Annotated in this window: 25 protein-coding genes; 10 read left to right on the forward strand and 15 right to left on the reverse strand. The window is 39.5% G+C overall.

Annotated elements, in window-relative coordinates; genetic code table 11:
* Positions 1–167: 167 nt before the first annotated feature.
* Together purU and POD11_RS09830 are read right to left on the reverse strand one after the other, a co-directional pair.
* Positions 168–1,031: a formyltetrahydrofolate deformylase gene (purU, locus tag POD11_RS09825; protein ID WP_016142280.1), complete on the reverse strand. Its 864-nt coding sequence runs from the start codon at positions 1,029–1,031 to the stop codon at positions 168–170.
* A 74-nt stretch (positions 1,032–1,105) separates the two neighbouring features.
* Positions 1,106–1,798, reverse strand: coding sequence for a TetR/AcrR family transcriptional regulator (locus POD11_RS09830; protein WP_262457074.1), 693 nt, complete (start codon positions 1,796–1,798; stop codon positions 1,106–1,108).
* A 112-nt stretch (positions 1,799–1,910) separates the two neighbouring features.
* Between POD11_RS09830 and POD11_RS09835 the strand changes: the two genes are divergently transcribed.
* The 4 genes from POD11_RS09835 (at position 1,911) to POD11_RS09850 (ending at position 5,790) form a co-directional block, all read left to right on the forward strand.
* Positions 1,911–3,359, forward strand: a complete 1,449-nt coding sequence (locus POD11_RS09835) for a coniferyl aldehyde dehydrogenase (RefSeq protein WP_002115149.1) — start codon at positions 1,911–1,913, stop codon at positions 3,357–3,359.
* Between the two features lie 167 nt (positions 3,360–3,526).
* Positions 3,527–3,763, forward strand: a complete 237-nt coding sequence (rpmB, locus tag POD11_RS09840; RefSeq protein WP_000048256.1) for a 50S ribosomal protein L28 — start codon at positions 3,527–3,529, stop codon at positions 3,761–3,763.
* A gap of 12 nt (positions 3,764–3,775) precedes the next feature.
* A complete protein-coding gene (gene rpmG, locus POD11_RS09845; RefSeq protein WP_001205031.1) occupies positions 3,776–3,931 on the forward strand; it encodes a 50S ribosomal protein L33 in 156 nt (51 codons plus the stop codon).
* A 149-nt stretch (positions 3,932–4,080) separates the two neighbouring features.
* Entirely contained in the window at positions 4,081–5,790 is a 1,710-nt protein-coding gene (locus POD11_RS09850; RefSeq protein ID WP_262457075.1) for a cation:proton antiporter, read from the forward strand.
* A 35-nt stretch (positions 5,791–5,825) separates the two neighbouring features.
* On the opposite strand, the gene POD11_RS09855 is transcribed toward POD11_RS09850, so the two are convergent.
* From POD11_RS09855 to POD11_RS09900, 10 genes are all read right to left on the reverse strand, one after another.
* Entirely contained in the window at positions 5,826–6,104 is a 279-nt protein-coding gene (locus POD11_RS09855; protein WP_002114792.1) for a hypothetical protein, read from the reverse strand.
* A gap of 112 nt (positions 6,105–6,216) precedes the next feature.
* Positions 6,217–6,720 carry a DUF6586 family protein gene (locus POD11_RS09860; RefSeq protein ID WP_016142283.1) on the reverse strand — a complete coding sequence of 168 codons (504 nt, stop codon included), beginning with the start codon at positions 6,718–6,720 and terminating at the stop codon, positions 6,217–6,219.
* 80 nt (positions 6,721–6,800) lie between these two features.
* Entirely contained in the window at positions 6,801–7,163 is a 363-nt protein-coding gene (locus tag POD11_RS09865; protein WP_224992325.1) for an ASCH domain-containing protein, read from the reverse strand.
* A gap of 9 nt (positions 7,164–7,172) precedes the next feature.
* Positions 7,173–7,412: an RNA recognition motif domain-containing protein gene (locus POD11_RS09870; RefSeq protein ID WP_002115113.1), complete on the reverse strand. Its 240-nt coding sequence runs from the start codon at positions 7,410–7,412 to the stop codon at positions 7,173–7,175.
* Between the two features lie 73 nt (positions 7,413–7,485).
* Positions 7,486–9,465, reverse strand: a complete 1,980-nt coding sequence (locus POD11_RS09875) for an ATP-dependent helicase (RefSeq protein ID WP_262457076.1) — start codon at positions 9,463–9,465, stop codon at positions 7,486–7,488.
* Between the two features lie 115 nt (positions 9,466–9,580).
* Entirely contained in the window at positions 9,581–10,153 is a 573-nt protein-coding gene (locus POD11_RS09880; protein ID WP_017385703.1) for an HdeD family acid-resistance protein, read from the reverse strand.
* Between the two features lie 135 nt (positions 10,154–10,288).
* A complete protein-coding gene (locus POD11_RS09885; protein WP_262457077.1) occupies positions 10,289–11,047 on the reverse strand; it encodes a hypothetical protein in 759 nt (252 codons plus the stop codon).
* Positions 11,048–11,135: 88 nt separating this feature from the next.
* The gene (gene topA, locus POD11_RS09890; RefSeq protein WP_002115027.1) at positions 11,136–13,772 is read right to left on the reverse strand and encodes a type I DNA topoisomerase; all 2,637 of its coding nucleotides are present in this window, start codon (positions 13,770–13,772) and stop codon (positions 11,136–11,138) included.
* Between the two features lie 35 nt (positions 13,773–13,807).
* Positions 13,808–14,257, reverse strand: a complete 450-nt coding sequence (locus POD11_RS09895; RefSeq protein WP_004842579.1) for a hypothetical protein — start codon at positions 14,255–14,257, stop codon at positions 13,808–13,810.
* A 148-nt stretch (positions 14,258–14,405) separates the two neighbouring features.
* A complete protein-coding gene (locus tag POD11_RS09900; protein WP_262457078.1) occupies positions 14,406–14,783 on the reverse strand; it encodes a winged helix-turn-helix transcriptional regulator in 378 nt (125 codons plus the stop codon).
* 99 nt (positions 14,784–14,882) lie between these two features.
* On the opposite strand from POD11_RS09900, the gene POD11_RS09905 reads away from it, so the two are divergent.
* On the forward strand, positions 14,883–15,893 hold the full coding sequence (locus POD11_RS09905) for a zinc-binding alcohol dehydrogenase family protein (RefSeq protein WP_262457079.1): 1,011 nt from the start codon (positions 14,883–14,885) through the stop codon (positions 15,891–15,893).
* Between the two features lie 54 nt (positions 15,894–15,947).
* Here POD11_RS09905 and POD11_RS09910 read toward each other — a convergent pair whose 3' ends face one another.
* Positions 15,948–16,193: a SlyX family protein gene (locus POD11_RS09910; RefSeq protein WP_002115104.1), complete on the reverse strand. Its 246-nt coding sequence runs from the start codon at positions 16,191–16,193 to the stop codon at positions 15,948–15,950.
* 32 nt (positions 16,194–16,225) lie between these two features.
* On the opposite strand from POD11_RS09910, the gene POD11_RS09915 reads away from it, so the two are divergent.
* From POD11_RS09915 to POD11_RS09930, 4 genes are all read left to right on the forward strand, one after another.
* Positions 16,226–18,136: an ATP-binding cassette domain-containing protein gene (locus POD11_RS09915; protein WP_224992330.1), complete on the forward strand. Its 1,911-nt coding sequence runs from the start codon at positions 16,226–16,228 to the stop codon at positions 18,134–18,136.
* 226 nt (positions 18,137–18,362) lie between these two features.
* Positions 18,363–18,995, forward strand: coding sequence for a LysE family translocator (locus tag POD11_RS09920; RefSeq protein WP_262457080.1), 633 nt, complete (start codon positions 18,363–18,365; stop codon positions 18,993–18,995).
* 110 nt (positions 18,996–19,105) lie between these two features.
* Positions 19,106–20,041: an LpxL/LpxP family Kdo(2)-lipid IV(A) lauroyl/palmitoleoyl acyltransferase gene (gene lpxL / locus POD11_RS09925; RefSeq protein WP_057075819.1), complete on the forward strand. Its 936-nt coding sequence runs from the start codon at positions 19,106–19,108 to the stop codon at positions 20,039–20,041.
* Between the two features lie 265 nt (positions 20,042–20,306).
* Positions 20,307–21,407 carry a glycosyltransferase family 4 protein gene (locus tag POD11_RS09930; protein ID WP_262457081.1) on the forward strand — a complete coding sequence of 367 codons (1,101 nt, stop codon included), beginning with the start codon at positions 20,307–20,309 and terminating at the stop codon, positions 21,405–21,407.
* 56 nt (positions 21,408–21,463) lie between these two features.
* Here POD11_RS09930 and gltP read toward each other — a convergent pair whose 3' ends face one another.
* Together gltP and POD11_RS09940 are read right to left on the reverse strand one after the other, a co-directional pair.
* Positions 21,464–22,750, reverse strand: coding sequence for a glutamate/aspartate:proton symporter GltP (gene gltP, locus POD11_RS09935; RefSeq protein WP_239968273.1), 1,287 nt, complete (start codon positions 22,748–22,750; stop codon positions 21,464–21,466).
* Positions 22,751–23,448: 698 nt separating this feature from the next.
* Positions 23,449–24,558, reverse strand: coding sequence for an endonuclease/exonuclease/phosphatase family protein (locus tag POD11_RS09940; RefSeq protein WP_262457082.1), 1,110 nt, complete (start codon positions 24,556–24,558; stop codon positions 23,449–23,451).
* 187 nt (positions 24,559–24,745) lie between these two features.
* Here POD11_RS09940 and asd point away from each other — a divergent pair, with 187 nt between their 5' ends.
* Entirely contained in the window at positions 24,746–25,864 is a 1,119-nt protein-coding gene (gene asd / locus POD11_RS09945) for an aspartate-semialdehyde dehydrogenase (RefSeq protein WP_032054342.1), read from the forward strand.
* The last annotated feature ends 106 nt before the right edge of the window (positions 25,865–25,970 follow it).

Genomic DNA, 25,970 nt, shown 5'->3' on the forward strand with positions numbered 1-25,970 from the left:
TCTTATTCACAATGTATTTACTCTCACTTATATAGTTAGACTAATTTCACTGTGAATAGACCAAATCCTAACATACATCTACTTAAATTTGTTACGTTATATCATTTCAATAATATTTTTGATATAAAAAAACACGCAAGAAGCGTGCTTTTAAAAATAAGCGTTATTTAAAAAACAACAGTCTTATTACCATCTACAATAATACGGTCTTCCAAATGCCATTTTACTGCGCGAGCCAACACATTACGCTCTACGTCTTCACCTAGCTCACGTAATTGCTCAACATTATAGTCGTGGCTTACACGCTCAACATCTTGCTCAATGATTGGGCCTTGGTCTAGGTCAGCAGTCACATAGTGAGCTGTCGCACCAATCAACTTCACACCTTTTTCATAAGCTTGCTTATATGGATTAGCACCCACAAAAGCTGGCAAGAAAGAGTGATGAATATTGATGATTTTCATTTCCCATTTCGCAACAAAATCTTCGCTTAGAATTTGCATGTAACGTGCAAGAACCAATAAATCATTGCCTTGCATCATTTCATCAATTTGCGCATAAGCTTCAGCTTTATTGTCTTTAGTGACTTTGATTACTGTAAATGGAATACCAAAGTTCTCAACAGATTCACGTAAGTCTTCATGGTTTGAAATCACATGCGTAATTTCACAAGGTAACGACCCACGCGCATGACGCCACAATAATTCAAGTAAAGCATGGTCGACTTTAGAAACTAAAATACCAACCTTTTTAATATCGTTTACGAAAGCAAGGCGCCATTGCATGCTATAACGCTCAGCAACGTTCGCAGCAAATGTTTGAATTAATGCGTCTTTACGTGACTGTAAATGATCAAGTTCAAATTCCACACGCATGAAATAACGTCCGCCCTGAGCTTCCGTCGCATACTGATCAAGCGCGGTAATGTTTGCACCCTGATGGTACAAAAAGCTCGATACAGCCTGTACGATCCCAGGCTTGTCTTCACAAGTAATCAGTAAACGGGCTGTATTGGCAGTGGTCATATTCATTTGGTTAATATCACTTAATTGAGTCAAATTTTTAATAAGCCGAGTATTCTAGCGCTCTAAATAAGCAAGCACAACTATTCATCTTTTAAGGACGACAAGCTGGCAAATAGATCAGAAGGCCCTAATGACTCAAGCAACTGCTCGTAAGTCTCTCGACTTTCTCCCATAAGATAAGGACCTTCAAGGAAAACCATTTGACGTAAAGCTTGCCAAACCCATTTTTCTTCTAAATGGTTATTGTCACTGATATGACCAGACATATATAAAAAGTTTGTCCAGTTTGTTAATACAATCCATAAATTAATAATGAGCGCTTCAATTTCAGATGGTGTCATTTTCATAAGACCAGCATCGACAAAGGCTTGATAAATTTTTTGACCTTGCTGCATTACCTGCCCCGCAAAACGCGGATAAATCTTTTTAAAGTCTTCGTTACTTTCAACTAAATGATAAACATCACGATGAATAAAACGGTAACTCCAGAGTTGACCACTTAACACTTGAAAATAGTTGATTTTATCATTGGTCGTTAGTGGTCTGTCTTCAGGTAAAGAAAGCATGTCCAGAGTCTCAACCTGATATTGGTACATTAATTCCTTAATGATTTCATGCTTATTCCGAAAATGATAATACAAATTTCCAGGACTAATACCTAACTCCGCAGCAATATGATTGGTTGTAACCGACCGTTCACCTCGCTCATTAAAAAGCTGCAAACTGATTTGTAAAATCCGGTCCTTTGTCTTCAGAGCTTTAGGTTGAGACATTTTAATAACCTTTAATAATTCACATGGTTAAGACTTGAACACATAAACTGACTTGACTATTTAGAGTATTTACTCTAAAAAATAAGTATATCAATATATTTGGTAAGTACCGATGAACAGTCAAACAAAAACAAATCCAGAGACTCAGCTTCCTTATGATGTTAAGCATTTACATGATTTGCTTGAACAACAAAAGCTGGCTTACCTACGCCATCCGGTACCCACTGCTAAAGAGCGTATTGATCGTTTAGCTCGTCTTAAAAGAGTCTTGGTAAAATATCAAGATCAGATTGCCGAAGCAATTAACCTTGATTATGGCAATCGTGCAGTTATGGAAACAAAAATTGGTGAGCTACTCACCAGTTTGGAGCAAATTAAGTATTACAGTAAACATCTAACTGCGTGGATGAAACCATCAAAACGCCATATTAGTGTATTACATCAGCCTGCAAAAGGTTGGGTACAATATCAACCTATGGGTGTGATTGGTATTATTACACCTTGGAACTACCCATTATTGCTTTCAGTTGGGCCTTTGATCTGTGCGTTAGCTGCAGGCAACCATGCAATGATCAAAATCTCTAGCGCTTCGCCAAACTTTGGACGAGTCCTTGAAAGTGCACTAGCTGAAGCATTTCCACAAGAATTAGTGGCTGTGGTGAATGGTGGTGGCGTTATCTCAGATGCTTTCAGTCATTTGCCTTTTGACAAAATGATTTTCACAGGCTCAACTTCTGTTGGTAAAACAGTAATGGCAGCTGCAGCTCAAAACCTTGTTCCCGTGATTCTTGAGTTAGGTGGAAAATCTCCTGCCCTTGTGCATGCGTCAATGGACATGAAAGATGTAGCGCAACGTATTGCGGTAGGAAAATTATGGAATGCTGGACAAACTTGTGTTGCACCGGATCATATTTTCTTACCAAGAGGCAAAACTGCCGAGTTCATTGAAAACTTTAAATTGATTGTGGCTGGAATGTACCCTCATTTCCGCAATAACCAAGACTATACTTCTATTATTAATGATAAACAGTACAACCGTATTCAGGGCTATCTCGAAAATGCTCGTGATCAAGGTGCACGTATTGTTGAAATTAACCCGCAAAATGAAATTTTAGATGATGTCCGTAAAATTGCACCGACTTTAGTCACTGGTGTGACAACTGCAATGGATATTATGCAAAATGAAATCTTCGGGCCTATTCTGCCGATTCTAGAATATGACCAAATAGAAGAAGTCATCGAGTTTATTAATAGTCGTCCGCGCCCTTTAGCAATGTATTATTTTGACTATGACCAAGCAAGAGCTGACTATATTGCACAGCACACCCATTCAGGGCATTTCGGAATTAACATGGTAATTACCCATGTTGCACAAGATGATTTACCTTTTGGCGGAATTGGCGCATCAGGTATGGGTAAATATCACGGACCAGAGGGCTTTTTTAGCCTTTCTCATGAGCGTTCGGTGATGTCAAATCCAAAACTTTATAGCCTTAAATACATTCTTCCACCGTTCAATAAGCCTATTCATCGTTTCATTTCGAAAACCTTGTTGCGCTAACTGATCAAGGCATGATCTGTTATACTAAATCATGCCTTGTTTTTACCAATTTCGCTTGTCTTTTAATCGTATTTTTGGTATAAAACGCCCCTTGAATGAATTCATCCGTTTACATTTAGTATGACTGGCCACAGATTTGCTGTTGGCTGAATCAATGGAGTTACACCATGTCTAAGGTTTGCCAAGTTACCGGCAAGCGTCCAGTCGTTGGTAACAACGTCTCACACGCCAACAACAAAACCAAGCGCCGGTTCGAGCCGAACCTGCACCACCACCGTTTCTGGTTAGAAAGCGAAAAACGTTTTGTACGTCTTCGTTTAACCACTAAAGGTATGCGTATTATTGACAAATTGGGTATCGAAAAGGTTGTTGCAGACCTTCGTGCTCAAGGTCAAAAGATCTAAGGAGTCTGAGCAATGCGTGATAAGATTCGCCTCGTTTCTTCAGCTGGTACAGGTTACTTCTATACCACGACTAAAAACAAACGTACTATGCCGGAAAAAATGGAAATCAAAAAATTTGATCCAAAAATCCGTCAACACGTGATTTTCAAAGAAGCTAAAATCAAATAATTTTAGCCTCGAAAAAAAACGACTTCTTTATGAAGTCGTTTTTTTTTTGCATTTTTTTTATACCTACCTTTTTGTTAAACTTTATCTATATTCCGCCTTGGCATTTTTTATGCTTGTCTTTAGCCTAACTCACGTAAAAGGAGTTTTTAGTGCCGCATGACGTAGATTTAATTATTTTACTTGCTGTTGGTTTCGGCGTTGCCCTCATTTTTGGCTATCTTGCAGCCCGATTACGACTCCCTCCTCTTATCGGCTATTTAATTGCCGGAATTATTATTAGCCCAAATACACCAGGTGTAGAAGCAGATATTCATCTTGCTAACCAGCTTGCAGAACTCGGGGTCATGTTCTTGATGTTTGGTGTAGGGATGCACTTTTCATTAAAAGACTTATTACTGGTTCGTCGTATTGCCTTACCAGGCGCAATTTTACAGATCGCTGTTGCAACCTTACTTGGTATTGGCGTTTCAATGCTATGGGGATGGAGTTTCGGGTCTGCACTCGTTTTTGGCTTAAGTCTATCCTGTGCGAGTACAGTTGTATTATTAAAAGCATTAGGAGACCGAGGTCTTTTAGATTCAGTTAACGGCAAAATTGCTGTGGGCTGGCTGTTAGTCGAAGACCTAGTGATGGTACTAGTTTTAGTACTTCTTCCTGCTACAGCAGTTTTACTTGGCGGCAAAGCACCAGCAGGTGCAGACGGTAATATCTGGTTAACCCTTGGGATAACCTTATTAAAGGTGATTGGCTTTATTGCCTTTATGCTCATAGTAGGTAAACGTGTTGTGCCTATTATTATGCAGTTCGTTGCACGTTTAGGCTCAAGAGAACTATTTACGCTGACCGTCGTCGCTGCTGCCGTTTCGATTGCCTATGGTTCTTATGCCATCTTTGGGGTTTCAATGGCATTAGGAGCTTTCTTTGCGGGCATGGTCGTTAAAGAATCAGACTTTAGTCATCGTGCTGAGGAAGAGACTCTCCCACTACGTGAAATTTTCTCGATTTTATTTTTCGTTTCTGTGGGCATGCTGTTTGATCCACACATTCTTGTTGAAAGCCCACTCCACATTTTAGCTGTTATTGCGATTATTATGGTGGGTAAAACACTTGCTGCAATGGCATTGGTTTTATTTTTCCGCTACCCAATCAATACAGCTTTAACAGTCGGGGCAAGCCTTGCACAAATTGGTGAGTTTTCCTTTATTTTGGCGACCTTGGGTGTTTCTTTAGGACTATTAAGTTTAGAAGCTCAAAACCTGATTCTAGCAGGCGCTTTATTCTCAATTACGCTTAACTCTTTCGTCTTCTCAGCTATTGAGCCTGTCCAACGCTGGATTCGTGAGCGTTCTCACTTAGCCCGCCTTCTTGAACGTAGTGGTGACCCATTAGCTATGTTACCCGATGAAGTTGATCAAGCTTACTTACGTGATCAGGTCGTGATTGTTGGATATGGCGGTGTGGGACGACGCATCACTGAAAATCTAATTAATGAGAATATTAAGGTCGTTATTGCAGAAGAAAATCGTGAAATCGTAGAAAAACTACGTCAGGCAAATATTGCTGCGGTGAGCGGTGTTGCTACCGAACCGAGCGTTTTAATTCAAGCACATATCATGCATGCACGACTCTTGGTGATCTCCCCTATGGATATTTTAGATATCCACCGTATTGTGAGCATTGCCAAGCAATTAAATCCTCAAATTCAGGTATTAATTTGCGCAGAAAGCAAAGAAGAAGCAGCAATTATCCGTGAAGAAAATATTGGCGAAGTGTTCTATGCAAAAGAAGAAATGGCAAAGAATATGAGTCACCACATATTAAATCAGATCGAGCTTGCCCATCAGTCAACAATTCATTAACCCATATAAAAAGCGTACTTAAAAGTACGCTTTTTTTAACTCAAGAATTTAGGCTGTTCGTCTAATACCTCAGCCTGCCACTCGTTTACCTGCTTCTCTAGCAGTCCAAACAATGCAGCCTGAATCATATGCTGAGCAACAACTGGAGTCTGCTCACCCAAGATTGCTTTGACTTCATCGCTAAATTGAATTTTAACCAAGGGTTCATTTTCAGAACCTGCATTACGCAAGGCGAGTTCACCACCTTCGAGTTGAACCAATTCCAACACTGCTTCTTGATTTCCAAATAACTCTTTCAATTGCTGTATAGACATATACTTCCTCCATGTTTCAACATGGTGGCAAAGCACCCTTGCACTTTGCTTCTCTTGTCTTATTTATATAGGCACACCTAGTCTAAATTTCAAGCATCTAGGCAGTTTAATTTTAGAACTCGACCATTTCATTACGAAAACCATCAATTAAATGGCTTAATTCTCGGTGCCATTCACGCAAGATTTTAACATCTGGCAACCAAGACTGAGGACCTTGTGTCACTTTAATAATGAGATTAGAAGAAGTTTCTTCTTCTGGAGTCGGTTCTTTTGGCTCTGGGGCGTATTGGCACATACGATAAGCTCGTTTTAACTCCGCAACAAAACCATCTTTTGCTAATTGCTGCAAAACGGACACTTCAGGAGAAACCTGCCCTTTTGCCGCCATATGTTCCTCAATAGATTTTAAAGTAGGTTGCAAATCATTTAAACGGTAATAACGTACCAATTCTTGTAAGAACGCTAACATTGCGCCATGTAAATGAAATACAGCTGTTTCACGATAAGCTTGTACCTGCTGCACATGATCGGTCTGCTCTGCCTGTTGACACGCTAGACGTGCAAAATAGAGCTTCTGATTGGTACGATCGGCATGATAACGAGCAACACGTGACATAACTAAACTTTCCTGTTCTAAAATCGCCATTGCAATAGCTATTCTTAGCTTAACGACTCCATTGATAAAATCAACGTTATTTATGGTAAATCCAGCTCAACTTGATAAATTTTACGTTTAGCTAAAACTTTTACTGGCTGTCTTAAAGGGCGAACATTACTTAAAACCCAAGCAAAATACCCTTCACTCCAAGCAGATGCACATGCTGGCTCAATTTCATCATTTCGCCAACTATGAACAGAGTCAACATCAACTAAAGCGACAGCAACTCCTTCTTCTTCATCAATATCTTTGTTCAGAAAGTTGTGGTTTTCGACAATTAATAGATCTTTCACTGGTAACTGTGTAGGTGTCCATGAACGTACTTCAAGTGTTTTTATACCTTGAGCGATACGAGTACCATTTGGCGTTACAATCGAAAGGGCTAAAAATTGTCTTTTCATAAGAAAAACTTATTCTTCAGCTGCTTTAACTCGAATTCCATAGCCTTTAACTTTAAGCGTATTTAAGCCTTTAATTGCCTTAATCGCTTCACGTGGATTAGGCATTTCAACAAAACCAAAGCCTTTCGATTTACCTGTGTCTTTATCAGTCACAAGAACACATGTATCAACTTTACCATATGCCTTAAACAACTCTAAAACTTCAGCTTCACTTACAGCACGATCTAAATTACGAACTAATATCTTCATTTTCTAACCTTAATTGGCAATAAAAGGGAGGGCCAATATACATTTAAGTAATCACAGCGTCTTATACAGTAGTTTAGTCCAGATCGATACCAAAACCTAAATTTACTGCAGGAGATCTGTTCCATTGTTTTTTAGTAAATTGCTGAGGTACTTGTCTATGTATCTTTGCTTGAACTAAATGTGTAGGTAAATCATTTAAGAAATAACTCTCGACTTTACGACCTTGCTCGTCATACGTGTCTTGCGACCACGTATTAAGATTTTGTTTCGTCAAGATTAATTCATTTTCAGCACGTGTTAAGGCCACATACAGCACACGGCGTTCTTCCTCAACATCATCAAAATCACCCTGTGCTCTTGCATAAGGATATTGATTTGGCGATACATGAGGTACATAACAAACTTTCTGTTCGGCCCCCTTAGCTGAATGAATCGTAACTAGAGTCACTAAATCTTGATCAGCAGCTTTTTCAATTTCAGAAACTGAAATAGGTTCAAGCACATATTCTTCAAGGAATTCACCCAACGATGCATGCTTACGCGCAAGTTGCTTAACCAAATCAAAGTCTTTTAAACGGCGTGACCAGTCTTTAGTTTTATAGTTTTGCTCTAGCTGTTCACCTAAAGCATCAAGAGCCAAGCCAATACTTGCTTCAACATGCTGCTGTAGTACGTCTAGCTGTTTTAAAATTAAAATTGCTTGTAAAGGGACCTTGCCATGGCGCTCAAGTCGTTGACAGCGTTCTTCAACATCAGCGATTCCCATTAGCTCTTGGGCTAACTTACTCGCTCCAACATCACCAATTCCATCCCATAAGGTTAAAAACCGCATCCAAGCCAAATCATCATGAGGATTGCTCACAATACGTAGCAGGCTCAGTACATCTTTTACATGGGCCGACTCAAGAAGTTTTACGCCACCAATAAAGCGATAAGGTATTTCAGCAGCAATAAAAGCCCCTTCTAGATATCGGGCACTATAGCCAGAACGCACCAAGACCATATGGTCATGCCAGTTTGCACCTTGTTGATGGCGCGTTATTAAATCTTGTGCAATCCAGTTTGCTTCTTCAAACTCATTACCAAACAAATGTAGCTGTGGCTTTTGACCTTGGCCACGATGTGCTTGTAGCTGTTTTTGATAATCAATTGGGCTATGTGCCAACAGCCAATTTGATAAATCTAGAATTTCTTGGGTCGAGCGATAATTTAAATCCAGTGTAAGTACTTCTGCATCAGGTATTCGCTCTTTAAAAGAATGAATATTTTCAAAGTCGGCGCCGCGAAAACCATAAATCGACTGAGCATCATCACCCACACAAAACAACTTCACTTTACCAATTAAGGGCTGCAACAAAGCCCATTGCAAAGGGTTTGTATCTTGCATTTCATCAACTAGCAATGCCTGACAGAAGCCTGCCACCCAATTGGTGAGCGCTTCTGAGTTTTGTAAATGCACCGCCACAATCGACAAGATATCGTCGTAATCTAAAAAATTACGCTCTTTCTTACGTTGCTCATAAGTTTTCATCAACTCAGCAATTTGTGCCTTGTGCTCGTAGGCTTCTGGAAGTTGCTTAAGCAGTGCTTCAGAAAGTTTGGTTTGAGTATTTCGAGCAAAAGAATACAAATCGCACAGCTCTGCCGCTTTAGGTAAAACGTTATCTTTGTCTTTACCTCTTAACAAGCGAAACATCAGCAACTGATCATCACGATCAATAATACTAAATTGATTTAAGCCAAAAGCTTGTGGGTTACGGCGCAGCAAATACATGCAAAAAGTATGAAAAGTCGAAGCTCTTAAGCCCTTTGCCTGTGCTCCTACATGCTGCTCGACTCTTGCAACAATTTCACTCGCAGCACGTCGAGTAAAAGTTAAAATCTGAATTTGATTTGCAGGCAAGCCTTGATCAATTAAATAAGCGGCACGGGCAACAATGGTCTTTGTCTTGCCACAACCAGCACCCGCCAAAACTAAACAGTTCTGAGCAGTCGTCGTGGCTGCTTTTTTTTGCTGAGCATTCAGTTCATTAATTAATTTTGCAAGACTCATAACACATATCGCTAAAACACCAAGACATAGTTTAACAGACCGAGGCAACAGATGCGTCTGCCATCCTAAAAACAAAAAAGAGCACCTAAAGTGCTCTTTGATACAGTATTTTTATTTAAGATACTGTTTTTGAACTAGATGGCAGATGCTTAATCGCTGAAGCCAAACCTAGAAAATTAATTCCTTGAAATAAGATATCAATAGCAAGGAACATTCCTAACACCCAAAAAGGCGAATCTTTGGAAACTAAAATTAAAATACCAGTAGCGAGCGTTAATAACCCTGAAAATAGGGTCCAGCCCCATCCAGTAATTGGCTTAAGTAAAATCGCATTTACTGTACGTATAGCCCCGGCAATAATCAGTGCTATAGATAATAAACTCGTCAAAACCACTGCTGTGGTGACGGGAGTAGAAAAAGCGTAATAACCAGCCATTAAATAAAGTACGCCAAACAGTGCCCATAACCATCGGCTAGCACCTTTAAAAACACTGATAGCCGCGACAAGATGTAAAACACCTCCGACCATCATGAGTATTCCAAATAAAAAAACGACAGAGAAGGTCGCAAATGGTAATGAACTAAATAAAATCAGACCAAAGCCAATAAGCACAAAGCCTAATATCAAATACCACTTACGATCAGCATGTAACTGATTACGTACCAAATCATTACCGACAGTTTTCATCATGGCTACTCTTATTATCAGGTATTAGAATTTCATCTACCCAATAATAGTGATGCACTTCACATTTTTTGTCTGTATAAAATCTGCATCGTTTCTTAACAATTGATGTGGATAAAGCAGTATTTATCCACAGTTTTATTTCACCCAGCCAATTTCTTGAGCTGTAGGTAAACCTATGATTGTTTCATGTAAACCATTCGGCATTTTACTGCTCTGCTCAGATAGCGGTGTTCGACCACCCATAATTTCAGCGTCAGTTTGTGGATATAAAGGCACTTTTTCAGGTTGCGCATAACCTAAAGGATAAAGTGGTTGTCCTGTTTGTAAATCATATTTGTCTTGTGCCCCGAAGCCATGTAATAGCTCATGAATAATCACGACCTGATTTTGTGAAGCTTGTGTTTTGGTCGCAAATAAATTCACACTACCAATACGACCTTTTTCTAAAGCAGTCGAATGGATCAAAACTTTTTGATAATTTGGGTCGTAATAATTTAAGTAAAGTTTGAGTGATGCCCCATTATCTTCAGGTTGTTGATACCGCCATGCATAAAAACGAAACTTTAAACTCCACCACATTACATGAAAGATATTGGCATTCTGAGGAACCTCAGGAGGTCGTTGTTGTAACGGTTGCCCTAAACGAATTACAAAGTTCCCTGATTGACTACGATAATGTTGTGACCACTGCTCTAAATAGGTTTTTATTTTCTCAAAATCAGTGTCTTGCAATTGATGGATATAGCTCTGTGATGTCTGTAAACCATCGGCATTAATAGGATGTAAAACGACAACAATAGGTTGATTCCAATCTTGGTTTTGATCTCGCCATGCCTGAACAGCAACAATCAGTAAAATAATTAACAAACATAAAACCCGAATGTTTTTCCACATTCTTTTTCCCCATAAAATTAAAATTTTCTTTTATTGTTTTAGATATAAAAAATGCTAGCTGAGCTAGCATTTTTTATTGTGGACTTAATTAGCCCTCAACCCATTTACCATTTTGATAAATTAGGCTCCATTTAGTTTGTTTGCCTTCTGGAGTTTCCGAACCAACATATTGTGATTGATTCTTACGACTGAATTTCACAACTGTCGGATTACCTTCAGGGTCTACATCTGGTGCTTGTAAAATAAATTGATATTTAGGATCAAGCTGGGCTGCAACGCTACGTAATTCCGCAACTTTTGGCGCACGAGTTTCACGAATTTTCGGGAATTTACTTGCAGCCAAGAATAAACCAGCCGCACCATCACGCAACACAAAATAGTCATCATGTTTCGTTGAGCGTAAATGTTCCATCTTGATCGGTTCTACACGTGGAGGCGCAGGTTGACCACTTTTCAAGACCTTACGAGTGTTGTCACAGCTTGTACAAGCGAAATACGGGCCAAAACGACCAGTTTTAAGCTGCATCTCACCATCACATTTATCACACGGAATGGTTGGACCATCGTAGCCTTTAATCTTGAACTCACCTTCTTCAAGCTCAAAACCATCACAGTCAGGGTTATTACCACATACGTGCAGTTTACGACCACCATCAATAACATAACTGTCCATAGCTGTGCCACATTTCGCACAGCGATGTTTTGACATCAAGTCTGCGGTTTCAGCACCATCATCATCAGATAGGGCCGCTAAGGACTCAACAGGTGTTAAATTCAAAGTACCTTTACAACGCTCTTTAGGCGGTAAGTTATAGCCAGAGCAACCTAAGAATACGCCTGTTGTACCTGTACGAATCTGCATTGGACGTGAACATTCGGGACAATGTACAGCTGGTACTTCAACCGGCTGGTTACGACGCATTCCATGCTCGCCTTGAGCATTGGTAAGACGTTTTTTAAAGTCACCATAGAATGTATCTAGTAACTCTTTCCAGTTACGCTCACCTGTTGCAACTTTATCGAGCTGTCCTTCAAGATCTGCCGTAAATGCATAGTTCATCAAGTTATTGAAGCTTTCATCAAGACGATCCGTCACAATTTCACCCATTTTTTCGGCGAAAAGACGACGGTTTTCTAACTTAACGTAGCCACGTTCTTGAATCGTAGAAATAATCGCTGCATAAGTCGAAGGACGACCAATACTACGTTTTTCAAGTTCTTTAACCAAAGAAGCTTCAGTAAAACGTGCAGGTGGTTTAGTAAAGTGCTGACTTGGGTCTAACTTTTCTAATTTTAAGATTTCACCAACTTTAATTGCAGGCAAAATAATATCGTCATCAGACTTGTTGGCACCACGAACTCGTGTAAAGCCATCAAATACAAGCGTACGGCCTTTTGCTTTTAATTCAACATTTGCAGCTTCAACCGTTAAAGTCGAAGATAAATATTCTGCTGGAGTCATTTGACATGCAACAAACTGACGCCAAATCAAATCATACAAACGTTGAGCATCACGTTCCACACCCGCAAGTTGATCACCTGTAAGCGCAACATTTGACGGACGAATGGCTTCATGGGCTTCTTGAGCACCCGCTTTGTTACCATAGCGGTTTGGCTTTGCAGGTAAATATTTCTCGCCAAATTGGCTTTCAATATGAGCGCGTACCATGCTTACTGCGTCATCACTCAAGAATGTTGAGTCAGTACGCATATAGGTAATAAAGCCTGCTTCATATAAACGCTGAGCCAGCATCATGGTTTTCTTCACAGAAAAACCTAAACGAGTACTTGCAGCCTGTTGCAACGTTGAAGTGATATAAGGTGCACTTGGATTCACCTTAGTCGGTTTATCTTCACGCTGTGCAACTTTATATTCAGCACCTTTTAAAACGTCTAATAGAGCATCGGTTTCAGCTTTATTTTTCAGTTTAAGGGTTTTACCAGCTTGCTTAACTGCTTCAAGACGAATGTCATCTTTCTTGGCTTGCGTGTCTGCAAAAACTTGCCAGTATTCTTCTGGAATAAAAGCACGAATTTCTCTTTCACGCTCTACAACCAGTTTCACCGCTACAGACTGCACACGACCAGCTGACAAACCACGGGCAATCTTTTCCCAAAGTAATGGCGAAACCATAAAGCCAACAACACGGTCTAAGAAACGACGTGCTTGTTGAGCGTTAACTCGGTTTAAATCTAGGCGTGTAGGTTGTTTAAATGCTTCTTGAATGGCATTTTTAGTAATTTCGTTAAATACCACACGGTGATAACGACTGTCGTCACCACCAATAACTTCTCTTAGGTGCCAAGCAATGGCTTCCCCTTCTCTATCCAAGTCCGTTGCGAGATAGATTGCATCGGCATCTTTGGCGAGTTTCTTTAGTTCAGCAACAACATTTTCCTTACCTGGCAGAACTTCGTAATGAGCTTCCCAACCATGTTCAGGATCAACCCCCATACGATTAACTAAAGCCTGACTAGCTTTTTGTTCTTTTTCTGCTTCAGTGAGTTTCGTCCGGGCAGCCGGCTTTTTCTCAGTTGATTTGCTGCCACCTGTTGGCAAATCACGTACGTGACCTACAGAAGACTTTACAATGTATTGCGAACCCAGATATTTATTGATGGTTTTCGCTTTGGCAGGCGACTCCACAATCACTAAGGCACGTTTATGTGCAGCAGGTGCAGTAGATGCTGTGCTTTGAGATGCAGAGCGCGAGGTATTCGCCATATAAAATGTTATTCCTATACCAATAAATTTAAAAATCAGGCTTTAGCCAAGTTCAACAGATAAGCCTTCATCTCATCTAATTGTGTTGCTCTCAGGTCTGATTCCTCATCCCAATAAAGCCCTACACAGTTTGCCTGCATATCAATAGCATAAATCCCTTTTAATGCAATGGGAGAATCATTAAATTTCTCATCGCCCTGAACCACTTTTAATTTGCCGTCTATAACGCGAGCACGCATTAAAGATAAACGAGCATCGGGAATCAATACACTATAATAAGCAACCATGCTGGCACGCTTTTCAGTCGCCATTGGGACATGTGTCCATTCAGGTGCAACGATTACACGTGGGTGTAAACCCATTTTACGAGCTTTATCACGCATAATACCAAGTGCCTTTTCACGTGGGCTCACTCTTAAACCAAAAATGGAGCCTAGTACGAAAAGAACAATGATAACGGTAACCCAAATTCCCATATTGTCCATAGCAAAACCTATTAATCTCTTTTATTAGAGTTGCATAAGCTGACCAGAAAACGCAAGTTTCAACATAAAAATAATGCCCGATAAGATGGCAAGGCTCAAAATATTGAGATTTCACAGCGCAAATTGCGATGAGCTGACTCAAATATCATTAAGGATTCGAATATCCATCAACAAGTGTCAGCTTTCCAAATTGGTCAATGTGAGCATCACCCCACTGTTTTAAAGCAAATAGAATTTTCTCAAGACTTTGTCCCAAATCAGTCAGGCAGTATTCCACTTTAGGCGGTACCTGAGGATAGACTTCTCGATGAATAATGCCATCTTGTTCCAATTCACGTAGCTGATTTGTCAGCATTCTTTGAGTAATACTCGGAACACGCTTTCGAATTTCATTAAACCTTAAGGTGCCTTCATTAAATAAATGCCAAAGAATGACACATTTCCATTTTCCATCAATCAAACTAATTGCAGCCTCAACGGCACATCCTGGGGAACAGTCAAAACTTGAATGTCTTGCTTTTGCCATTTTACAGTATCCTTTTTGACACTATGAGCGTTATTTGTCTGTAGTCACTCTTTTAAAGCTTACGTTATGATCAAACTCTCAACAAGAGGAATCATCATTATGAAAGCTGTGGCATATCAAAAAGCGGGGCCTATTACATCATCAGAAGCACTCGTGGATATTGAACTCGACACTCCCGTTGCAGAAGGCCATGATCTACTTGTTCGTGTCCAAGCTGTTTCAGTAAATCCAGTCGATACTAAAATCCGCAAGAATGTAAGCCCTGAGAATAATCAGTGGAAAACGCTTGGCTGGGATGCAGTAGGTATTGTTGAAGCGATTGGAGATAAAGTTACTCAATTTAAGATTGGCGATGTTGTTTGGTATGCGGGTGCTCTTAATCGCCAAGGCAGTAATAGTGAATTACAGCTTGTTGATGAACGCATTGTGGGTCATAAACCAAAAACTTTAGAAGCAACCGAGGCAGCAGCTCTCCCTTTAACTGCAATCACAGCATGGGAGATGTTATTTGATCGCCTGCAAGTTCCAAAGAACGCACCAGAAAAAACATCAATATTAGTCATTGGTGGAGCGGGTGGTGTAGGTTCAATCACTATTCAGCTTCTTAAACAATTAACTAACTTAACGATTATTGCGACAGCTTCACGAGCAGAAACTCAAGAATGGGTTAAGCAACTTGGAGCAGATTATGTCTTAGATCATCGTCAGCCTTTAGCAGCCCAAATCAAGCAATTAGATTTAACAGCACCTTTATATGTATTCTCAACTACTCAAACAGATCAGCATTTATCAGATATCGTAGAGTTGATTGCGCCACAAGGCCATTTCGGACTTATTGATGATCCAGAACAGTTAGATATTAAACCGTTTAAATCTAAGTCTGTATCGGTACATTGGGAGTTTATGTTTACACGTTCAATGTACCAAACCGAAGATATGGTAAAACAAAGTGAACTATTAAATGAGGTCAGCAAGCTGGTGGACGAAGGGAAAATTAAGACGACTGTGACGCAGGTTTTAAGCCCTATTAATGCTGAAAATTTAAAACGAGTTCACCAGCAAATTGAAAGTGGCACAACAAAAGGGAAAATTGTGTTACAGGGTTTTTAAGCAAAATTGATGATATTCCCAAATAAAAAGGCAAGTATCGAACTTGCCTTTTTATTAATAGTGAGGAGGTTTATTCGTTAATGGATCAAAAGGTGCAATACCTTCTGATAAATCCGAAGATTCCACACGTTGATAAAGAAATTGCATTTGTTTTTTCAAATCAGCTATTTCCTGAGTCTGAATAGCGAGTTGTTGATTTAATTGTTCAACTAAATCATCCAAAAATGTAATTCGCACTTGCAAATCTTCAATGGGTGCGGAAAATGACGCTTGATCATCATGATATGGTGGTTTAGTCATTTAAATCCTCATTTGAGATTCTGGAAAACATTATGGCCTATATTACCCTAAGGGATGTCCAACTTGCTTTTGGCGGACCTGCCCTGCTCGATGGCGCGAACTTTAATCTAGAACGTGGCGAACGAGTCTGTTTAATTGGTCGTAATGGTGAAGGTAAGTCTACTTTACTTAAACTGATCGAGGGAAGCCTATTACCAGATTCTGGTGAAGTTTCCATTCAAAATGGTTTAACAGTTTCAATGTTAGCCCAAGACGTTCCAATGGATTCTGGCAAAGTTGCTGACATTGTGGCTGATGGTGCAGGAGAAGCTGCCGAAGTACTCAGAGCTTATCATGAAGCAACTGATGCTTGTATGCTTGGCGACATGGAAGCGTGTGACCGTATGGGGAACCTACAGCACAAGCTCGACCAACTAGACGGCTGGGCACTCGAAAATAAGGTCAATGCCCTATTAAGTAAAATGGGACTCGACCCAAATGCGGATTTGGCAGATCTTTCAGGTGGACGTAAACGCCGTGTTTTACTCGCTCGTGCTCTTTTGACACAACCGGATGTATTACTTCTAGACGAACCGACGAACCATCTAGATGTTGAAAGTATTGAATGGTTAGAAAAATTCCTACTCGATCAAAATAATTTAACGCTTCTATTTATTTCGCATGACCGCTCTTTTGTAGACAGTATTGCAACTCGTATTGTTGAACTTGATCGTGGCATCTTACGTGGCTATGAAGGTAACTATTCACGCTATTTGGAGCTTAAAGCTCAGCAAATGGAAGCAGAAGAGAAACAAAATGCTTTATTTGATAAAAAATTAGCTGAAGAAGAAGCTTGGATTCGCCAAGGGATTAAAGCTCGCCGTACCCGTAATGAAGGTCGTGTGCGTGCCTTAAAAGCTTTACGTGAAGAATCGAAAGCCCGCCGTTCACAACAAGGCAAAGTGAGCATGGCGACTCAAGAAGCAAATCGTTCTGGTAAATTGGTATTTGATATTGAGCACTTAAGCGTATCTTATGATGATAAACCGCTTATTAAAGATTTCTCTACACTTGTCATGCGTGGTGACCGTATTGGCCTAGTAGGTGATAACGGTGTCGGTAAAACCACCTTAATTAAAGCCATTTTAGGTGAAATCGAGCACGGTGGCTCTGTTAAGACAGGTACACAGTTAGAAGTTGCTTATTTTGATCAATTACGTAATGCCTTAGACCTTGAAAAAACAGTAATGGCAAACGTTTCAGAAGGTTCTGACTTTGTTGATGTAAATGGTAACCGCCGTCATATCTACAGCTATTTACAAGATTTCTTGTTCTCACCTGAACGCGCACGCACACCGGTAAAAGCTCTTTCTGGTGGTGAGCGTAACCGTATCTTGCTTGCTAAATTACTGCTTAAACCATCGAACCTGATTGTGATGGACGAACCAACCAATGACTTGGATATGGTGACTCTAGAGCTTCTTGAAGAGATGCTTTCTGAATATAAAGGCACTTTGTTGCTCATTTCGCATGACCGTGCATTTATGGACAACGTCGTAACATCAACTTGGGTCTTTGATGGTAAAGGCAATATTGCAGAGTACATTGGTGGCTACCAAGACTATTTACAGCAACGTCCAGATGATAAAGTCGTAGACCAAAAGTCTGACGTTAAAAAAGCTCAGGCAAAAGCCGAAGCTGAAAAAGCCGCAGCACAAAGTAACGTTAAAAAGGTCAAACTGAGTTATAAAGACCAACGTGAACTTGAGCAACTTCCTGCGGAAATCGAAAAACTCGAAATTGAACAAGCAGAGCTATCTGACAAACTTGCAGATGGTTCATGGTTTGTCAGTAATGCCGATGAAGCAACTAAAGCAAGTCAACGCCTAGCAGAAATTGAAGAAGTATTACTTGAAAAATTAGAACGTTGGGATGAACTTGAACAAATGAGCAAAGGAAATTAATTTGCGTTCTTTCCTACGAATTAAATAACAAAAAAGCCTCCTGAAATTAAGGGGGCTTTTTTTAGAATATATAAATTTTGAAAGCACAAAAATCTATAAAAAACACGTGATGAGTGATTAAATTTGGTTAGGCTTAATCGTTTAAAATATCGCTCTGTTTGAATATAAGACTTATAAAAATAATTATGTTATATCTACCCATATAATAATATTCGAGTAGTTTTTCATGCTAGATCTTTCTCAAATTTTAGCATTCGGATTAATCTGCTTGGCGATGGTGCTTACCCCTGGCCCAAACATGATTTACCTTATTTCTCGTTCAATTTGCCAAGGAAAAACGGCGGGATTTATTTCACTTGCTGGTGTCGGCGTTGGCTTCATATTTTATATGCTTTGCGCTTCTTTCGGGATCACAGCGCTTATTATCGCAGTCCCTTATGCTTATGACACTATACGCATTGCCGGAGCCATTTATTTACTCTGGTTAGCATGGAAAGCTCTACGCCCTAATGCATCCCCTATTTTTGATGTAAAGCAGTTATCAGTAGATTCTCCAGCTAAACTATTTTTAATGGGTTTTGCTACAAATCTACTTAATCCTAAAATTGCGATTATGTATCTATCGTTATTGCCACAGTTTATTCACCCACAACAAGGCAGTATTTTATGGCAATCTATTCAACTCGGCACTATTCAAATTTTTGTCAGCGTTTCAGTAAATGCGCTGATTGTGCTTTCTGCGGGTAGCATTGCTCTTTTTCTTCAACAGAAGCCTCTTTGGGCAAATATACAACGCTGGCTTATGGGTACAGTGCTAGCTGGACTTGCAGTTCGCATTCTTTTAGAAAATCGTCGATAACCGCGCTTTACTTCTTCATCTTAACCGCTCAATTCAACAGTGTATTACGACGATAAATTCAGTTCGTGATACACTTTTGCCAGTTTTAATTTTGAATTCTTTATATCGCTATGAGCCAAAAGCAGACTTATACGCCCGGTGAATTTCAATGGTCCTTTTTATTGCCTAAATATTGGGGTATTTGGATTGCCATTGTTTTTTTAATGCTTTTGGCTATTTTGCCGTGGGCAATTCAATGGCGTCTGGCTCATGGCTTAGCAAATCTTGCTTGGAAATATTTAAAATCTCGCCGAAAAACAACTATTCGTAATTTAGAAGTCTGCTTTCCCGAATGGTCAGCCGAGAAAGTACAGCAACAAGCTAAGCAAGTTTTTGTAGATATGATGCTTGGTATTTTTGAGACATTAAACGCATGGTATAAACCTTACTGGTTTAAAAACCGTGTCACCATTGAAGGTTTAGAACACATTACCAATGCTCAAGCTCAGGGCAAAGGCGTTTTATTATTGGGAACTCATAGTACGCTTCTTGATGCAGGGGGTTATGTGTGCGCTCAATATTTCGAGCCAGATGTCGTCTACCGACCTCAAAACAACCCATTGCTCGATATGCTGATATATCGTTGCCGTGGCACCATTTATAAAGCGCAAATCGATCATGATGATATGCGTGGTTTAATTCGTCATCTTAAAGATGGTGATGCAATTTGGTATAGCCCTGATCAAGACTTCGGACTCAAGCAAGGCGTTATGGCACCATTTTTTGGTGTACCAGCTGCTACAGTGACTGCTCACCGACGTTTATTAAAAATCTCGAAGGCAGTCGCAGTTCCTTTATATTTTTATCGTCAAGGCGATGTACAAGACCCTAAATATCATATCTTGATTGAACCGGCAGTTGATAACATGCCAAGTGAAGATGAAGTTGATGATGCAACACGTGTGAATAAGATTATTGAAAATCAGCTTCGTATCGCACCAACTCAATATATGTGGTTCCATCGTCGCTTTAAAACACGTCCTGAGGGATATGAGGAAATTTATTAAGATAAGGCTGTAATAATTTTAGATTAGTAATAGGCACAGCCTCGATTTATAGTGATATTCAAATAATTTCGAATAGGCAGACCTCACTTTTTAGGGATAAAAAGTAAGCAAAAATCCTTTGTCCCGCTGATGTTACATCCTTGTAACACAGCGCAACATCGACATCCATGTCGCTATCACAATAGTAAACTCTGGATAATGATTTAGTTTGAGATGATGTATCTGTGGATGATCCATCTTTTATGTACGTATAAGGCAAAAAACAATGAAAGTGATGCAACTTCTCCCTGAACTTAATAGCGGTGGCGTAGAACGCGGCACACTAGAAATTGCACGTGCACTGGTTGCACAAGGCCATCAATCTTTGGTTGTTTCAAATGGCGGACGTCTAGTGTCCCAGCTCGAAGCTGAAGGTTCTATTCATTTAACGCTGCCTATCCATAAAAAATCATTGTCGAGTTTATGGCAAATCCGTCCATTACGTCAGCTGATTGAACAGCATCAACCCGATATTGTACATGTACGCTCTCGTGTACCAGCTTGGCTTACTCACTTCGCTTTGAGAAAAATACCAGCAAACAAACGCCCTCACCTCATTAGCACGGTACATGGCTTTTATTCAGTTAATCGTTATAGTGCGATTATGACTCAAGCTGAAAAAGTCATTGCTGTTTCTGACAGTGTGGTTAAGTACATCACTGACCATTATAAAAACTGCCCACCACAAGATATTGTGCGGATTTATCGAGGCATTGACCCTGCCGCTTTTCCACATAATTACCAACCCTCAGCACAATGGTTCAATCAAGTTTTTAATGATTTCCCTGAGCTTGAAAATAAGTTTTTACTTTGCTTACCTGGTCGTATTACGCGTTTAAAAGGACATGAAAGTTTAATTGAACTGATGCAGCAACTTCAGACGCAATATCCTCAGCTACATGCAGTTGTTGTCGGTGGGGCTGATGCCAAAAAGCAAGCTTACTTAAACGAACTGCAAAGCACCATTCAAAGCAAAGGACTTACTGATAAAATCACCTTTGTAGGCCATCGCTCTGATATTCGCGAATGGCTGGCTTTTAGCGATATTGTGCTCTCTCTATCCAATCAGGCAGAAACATTCGGTAGAACAGCATTAGAAGCACTTTCAGTCGGTACGCCAGTGATTGGCTGGAACCGTGGAGGTGTTGCCGAGATTTTATCGAACGTCTATCCTCAAGGTCTTGTTGAAGCAGAAAATGAAAAAGCTTTAATAGTTACTGTAAAAAATCATATTGAACAACCGCAAGTCGTTGCCCCTGTCACGATGTTTAGCTTAAAAGACATGTGTGACCAAACTCTAGAACTCTACCAACGCGTTTTAAAATAACCCAATAAAAAAACCCGCGATCTTCGCGGGTTTTTTTCGACTAAAAAACTTCTTTCTTATTTAAGAGATGCTTCATAAGCAGCAGCTTTTTCAGAGTCGTATTGCTTTTCCCATTTACTAATTACAAGTACAGCAAGCGCGTTACCAACAACGTTCAGCGCAGTACGAGCCATATCCATAATACGGTCAACACCAGCAATAAATGCTAAGCCTTCAACAGGAATACCCACACTACCTAATGTCGCTAATAACACAACAAATGATACGCCAGGAACACCAGCAATACCTTTAGAAGTAATCATTAATGTTACAACCAAAATCACTTGTTGGCTGATTGACATTTCAATACCGTAAAGCTGTGCAATAAAGATTGCTGCGATACTTTGGTACAGTGTAGAACCATCAAGGTTAAATGAATAACCTGTTGGAATCACAAAACTGGAAATCGCTTTTGGCGCACCGTAAGCTTCCATTTTTTGCATAATACGCGGTAAAACTGTTTCCGAGCTTGCAGTTGAATAAGCTAAAATCAATTCATCTTTCAAAATCTTAAACAAGATAAAGATATTGATACCGAAAAATTTTGCAGTTAAACCAAGTACCACTAAAGCAAAGAATAAAATCGCACCGTATACCAACACGACTAATTTGCCTAAAGGGATAAGTGAAGCAAAACCGAAGTTTGCAACAGTTACAGCGATTAAACCAAACACACCCACAGGCGCATACTTCATAATGATATGCGTTACGCGGAACATCGTTTCTGAAACTGCATGAAACACGTTTAATAATGGGTCTTTTGTCGTTGCTGGTAAAGAAGATAAACCGATACCGAATAGCACAGCAAAGAAAATCACAGGTAACATTTCACCATGTGCCATCGAACTAATAATGTTCGTTGGGATAAGCGATAATATTGTTTGAATAAGACCATGTGACTGAGACTGAACTTCTTCAGTTGTATGCTTGTACTGAGAAATATCCGACTGTACCAACTGAGACATATCAATGCCTGAGCCCGGATGGAAGATATTTGCTGCAACCAAACCAACCAAAATAGCAATAGTCGTAATAATTTCAAAATAGAGAATGGTTTTAAAACCAAGTCGCCCTAAACTTTTCGTACTGCCAACACCTGCAATACCTAAAATTAAGGTAGAGAAAACGATTGGAATAACAATCATTTTAATCAGGCTAATAAAGATCTTACCCAATGGGTTAAGAACATTATTCACAATACTGTCTTTGATTTCAGGCTGGTTATGTAAAACAGCCCCGACAACTATCCCTAGGATTAAAGCAATTAAAATTTGCCATGCAAGGCTAAATTTAAAATTCTTCATAAGACAATCCTTATGCACCGCAAAGTATCAAATATGAGAGGGAGAAGACCACTAACTAAGAGTGAAACCTCAATATGTACAGTAATTTCCAAACAGAAATTTAAATGCACAAACAAATCACAACTCGCCGATCTGGCGAGATAAACAACAATGCCTGTTGACGATCCAACATGTCAACGATCGGCACATTCTATTGAGATTTATTAATTAAACAACCCCAATTTATCCTTAAATAGATCAAAGCCTATATTTATTCGTCAATAATCTATAAAAACAGAAGCTTAATAAAAAAAATTTTTGTATCTTTTTTCATTAAAAATTGCTCAAATTTATATCAAAAAATGTGAGTGTTTACCTAGTATGAGATAGCTTTAAAAATTAAGATGAGCTCAAAATTTTTTATTTTATTTACACAGAATTAAATAAGGTATATAAAAATATCAACCCGAGTTCTGCGTCCTGCAAAACTCGGGTAAATGAGGTTGTGCTTTCAGGTTAATAATTATTTTTATCGTGTCCGTTCCAACATCTGATCCGTGATGCTATTCCATATCAGCTTCGTGTATCCTTACGTGGGACTATCCATTCCCGTTTCCATGTGCCGATGAATATAGAATAAGGTTTTTATAACTATCTGCCTATTCGCCCTAGACTCAAATCTTTGTACGATATTGCTTACATCGATTTTTATATTCTTTTTATTTATAAGGCTGTGCAATTTTATCAGTCACTATTTTCTCTTCTACTTCTGCTTTGGCAATTCCTTCCTGAATGGCACTTTGCGCTTCCTCTTCATCATTTTGAGTTTGCTCAAGCTCTTCTTGAATAAGTTCAAATATTCGACCAGTCTGCAAAACCACATAGACAGGGAAATGATCAGATCCGATATGAGGCAAACGCTGCATTTTAACCAAACCAAAATCGGTACTATGGAAAATATGGTCTAAAGACCAACGCAGTAACGGATAGTCTGCATGAAAAGTATTAATGAAATGACGGCCAACTCGTGGATCAAGTAATCCACTAATTCGCTGAAATAGACGCGTAGTACGCGACCATGCTACATCGTTTAAATCCCCCATCACTATACAACTTTCATCAAGATCTTTAATTTGGTCACCCACAATTAAAAGTTCTGCATCACGTAAAGTCGAATCTTTCGCCTCAGTCGGACTAGGTGGTTTCGGATGTAAACAATAGAGTTGAACCGGCATACCGGATCGTAAAGTCACAGTGGTATGAATAGAGGGAATTTCATCACTGAGAATAAATTTAACTTCAGTATTTGATAAAGGTAAACGACTATATAAATGCATGCCGTAGAGGTTATCTAAAGGTACAGGAACACGATAAGGATAGTCATCTTCAATCTCTTTTAAAGCATTCTCCCATGTCTTATCACTTTCTAGTGTAAGTAATAAATCAGGTTTTAATGTTTGGATATGCTCAAGAAGTAAATGATATTTATCATTAGGAGTAAGAACATTCGATACGATTAATGAAATCTGCTTTTGCGGATCTAATTGAGACGGTCTCACCTGTTTAACCTGTTTTTTCCAAAACAAGGTATAGGGCAAAACCATTTTAAGCTGGTAAGCAAGAGCGGCAATGAGCACAGCCAGAACTATTTCACGCCAGAGGTTCCATTCAGCAGGCCAAAACAGCATTCCAATAAAGGCTAACAAACCAACAAATAGAATCTGCAAACGAGGAAAATCGGCACCACGAAACCACCACTCATCACGAGGAATAAGTGACCAGAAACTCAACCAAATCACCAGACCAGCTAGAACTTCGATATAAATCATTGAATTTTCTCTTTTAAGATGATTTGTTTTTTAAAGTTTTTGTCATCTTTATCAATTTTGTATGTAACATAAACAAGATATTCTACTCAATAAACATGGTGTTTTGTTTCTGTAACGCTTGCAGTTGTGAACACTTTTGATACACTCAACTCCCCCTAACAATTTTAACGCACCGAGGCAAAATGACATGAAAGTAGGTCTGGTCGGTTGGCGCGGGATGGTCGGTTCCGTCCTTATGCAACGTATGGTTGAAGAGAATGATTTTGCTCATATTGAGCCATTTTATTTCTCTACCAGTAATGCAGGTGGTGAAGCTCCTTCATTTGGTGGTAAGACTGCCCCAGCACTTATGGAAGCTACAGACATTAATAGTCTGAAGCAAATGGATGTCATTATTACCTGTCAAGGTGGTGATTATACGTCTGAAGTTTTCCCACAGTTAAAAGCAACTGGTTGGGATGGCTACTGGATTGATGCAGCCTCTACTTTACGTATGTCAGATGATGCAATCATCGTTCTTGACCCAGTAAACCTTAACGTGATTAAAGACGGCTTGGTTAACGGCACCAAAACTTTCGTAGGTGGTAACTGTACAGTATCGCTTATGTTGATGGGTGTAGGTTCACTTTTCCAAAATAATTTGGTGGAGTGGATGACTGCTATGACTTATCAAGCAGCATCAGGTGCTGGCGCACAAAACATGCGTGAGCTAATTACTGGTATGGGCTACTTATATAACAATACCAAAACATTGTTAGATGATCCTAAATCTGCAATTTTGGATATTGATCGTCAAGTTGCTGAGTTACAACGTGGTGAAGGTTTTCCATCTGCTAACTTTGGTGTGCCATTAGCGGGCTCATTGATTCCTTACATTGATAAGCAACTTGAAAACGGTCAATCAAAAGAAGAGTGGAAAGGTCAAGTTGAAACCAATAAGATCTTGGGTAACTCACAAATTGTTCCTATTGACGGTCACTGTGTTCGTATTGGTGCAATGCGTTGTCACTCTCAAGCACTTACAATCAAGTTGAAAAAAGATGTACCGCTTGATGAAATTGAAGACATGATTCGTACTTCAAACCAATGGGCGAAAGTTGTACCAAACACTCGTGAAGCGTCTATGACTGACCTTACACCTGTTGCGGTAACTGGTACTTTAACTGTGCCTGTAGGTCGTCTACGTAAACTCAACATGGGTAAAGAATATCTAGGTGCATTTACAGTGGGTGACCAGTTACTCTGGGGTGCTGCTGAGCCTTTACGTCGTATGTTACGCATTTTAGTTGAATACAAAAACTCATAATTTGATTTGAATTATTCAGTCAAAATAAAAAGCCGATCACATTAGATCGGCTTTTTCGTAACTGGTTTGTGAAAATTTTACAATTTATTTACATTTCATTATTGTA

The sequence above is a fragment of the Acinetobacter sp. P1(2023) genome, from assembly GCF_028367635.1.
Classification (GTDB): Bacteria; Pseudomonadota; Gammaproteobacteria; order Pseudomonadales; family Moraxellaceae; genus Acinetobacter; species Acinetobacter pittii_E.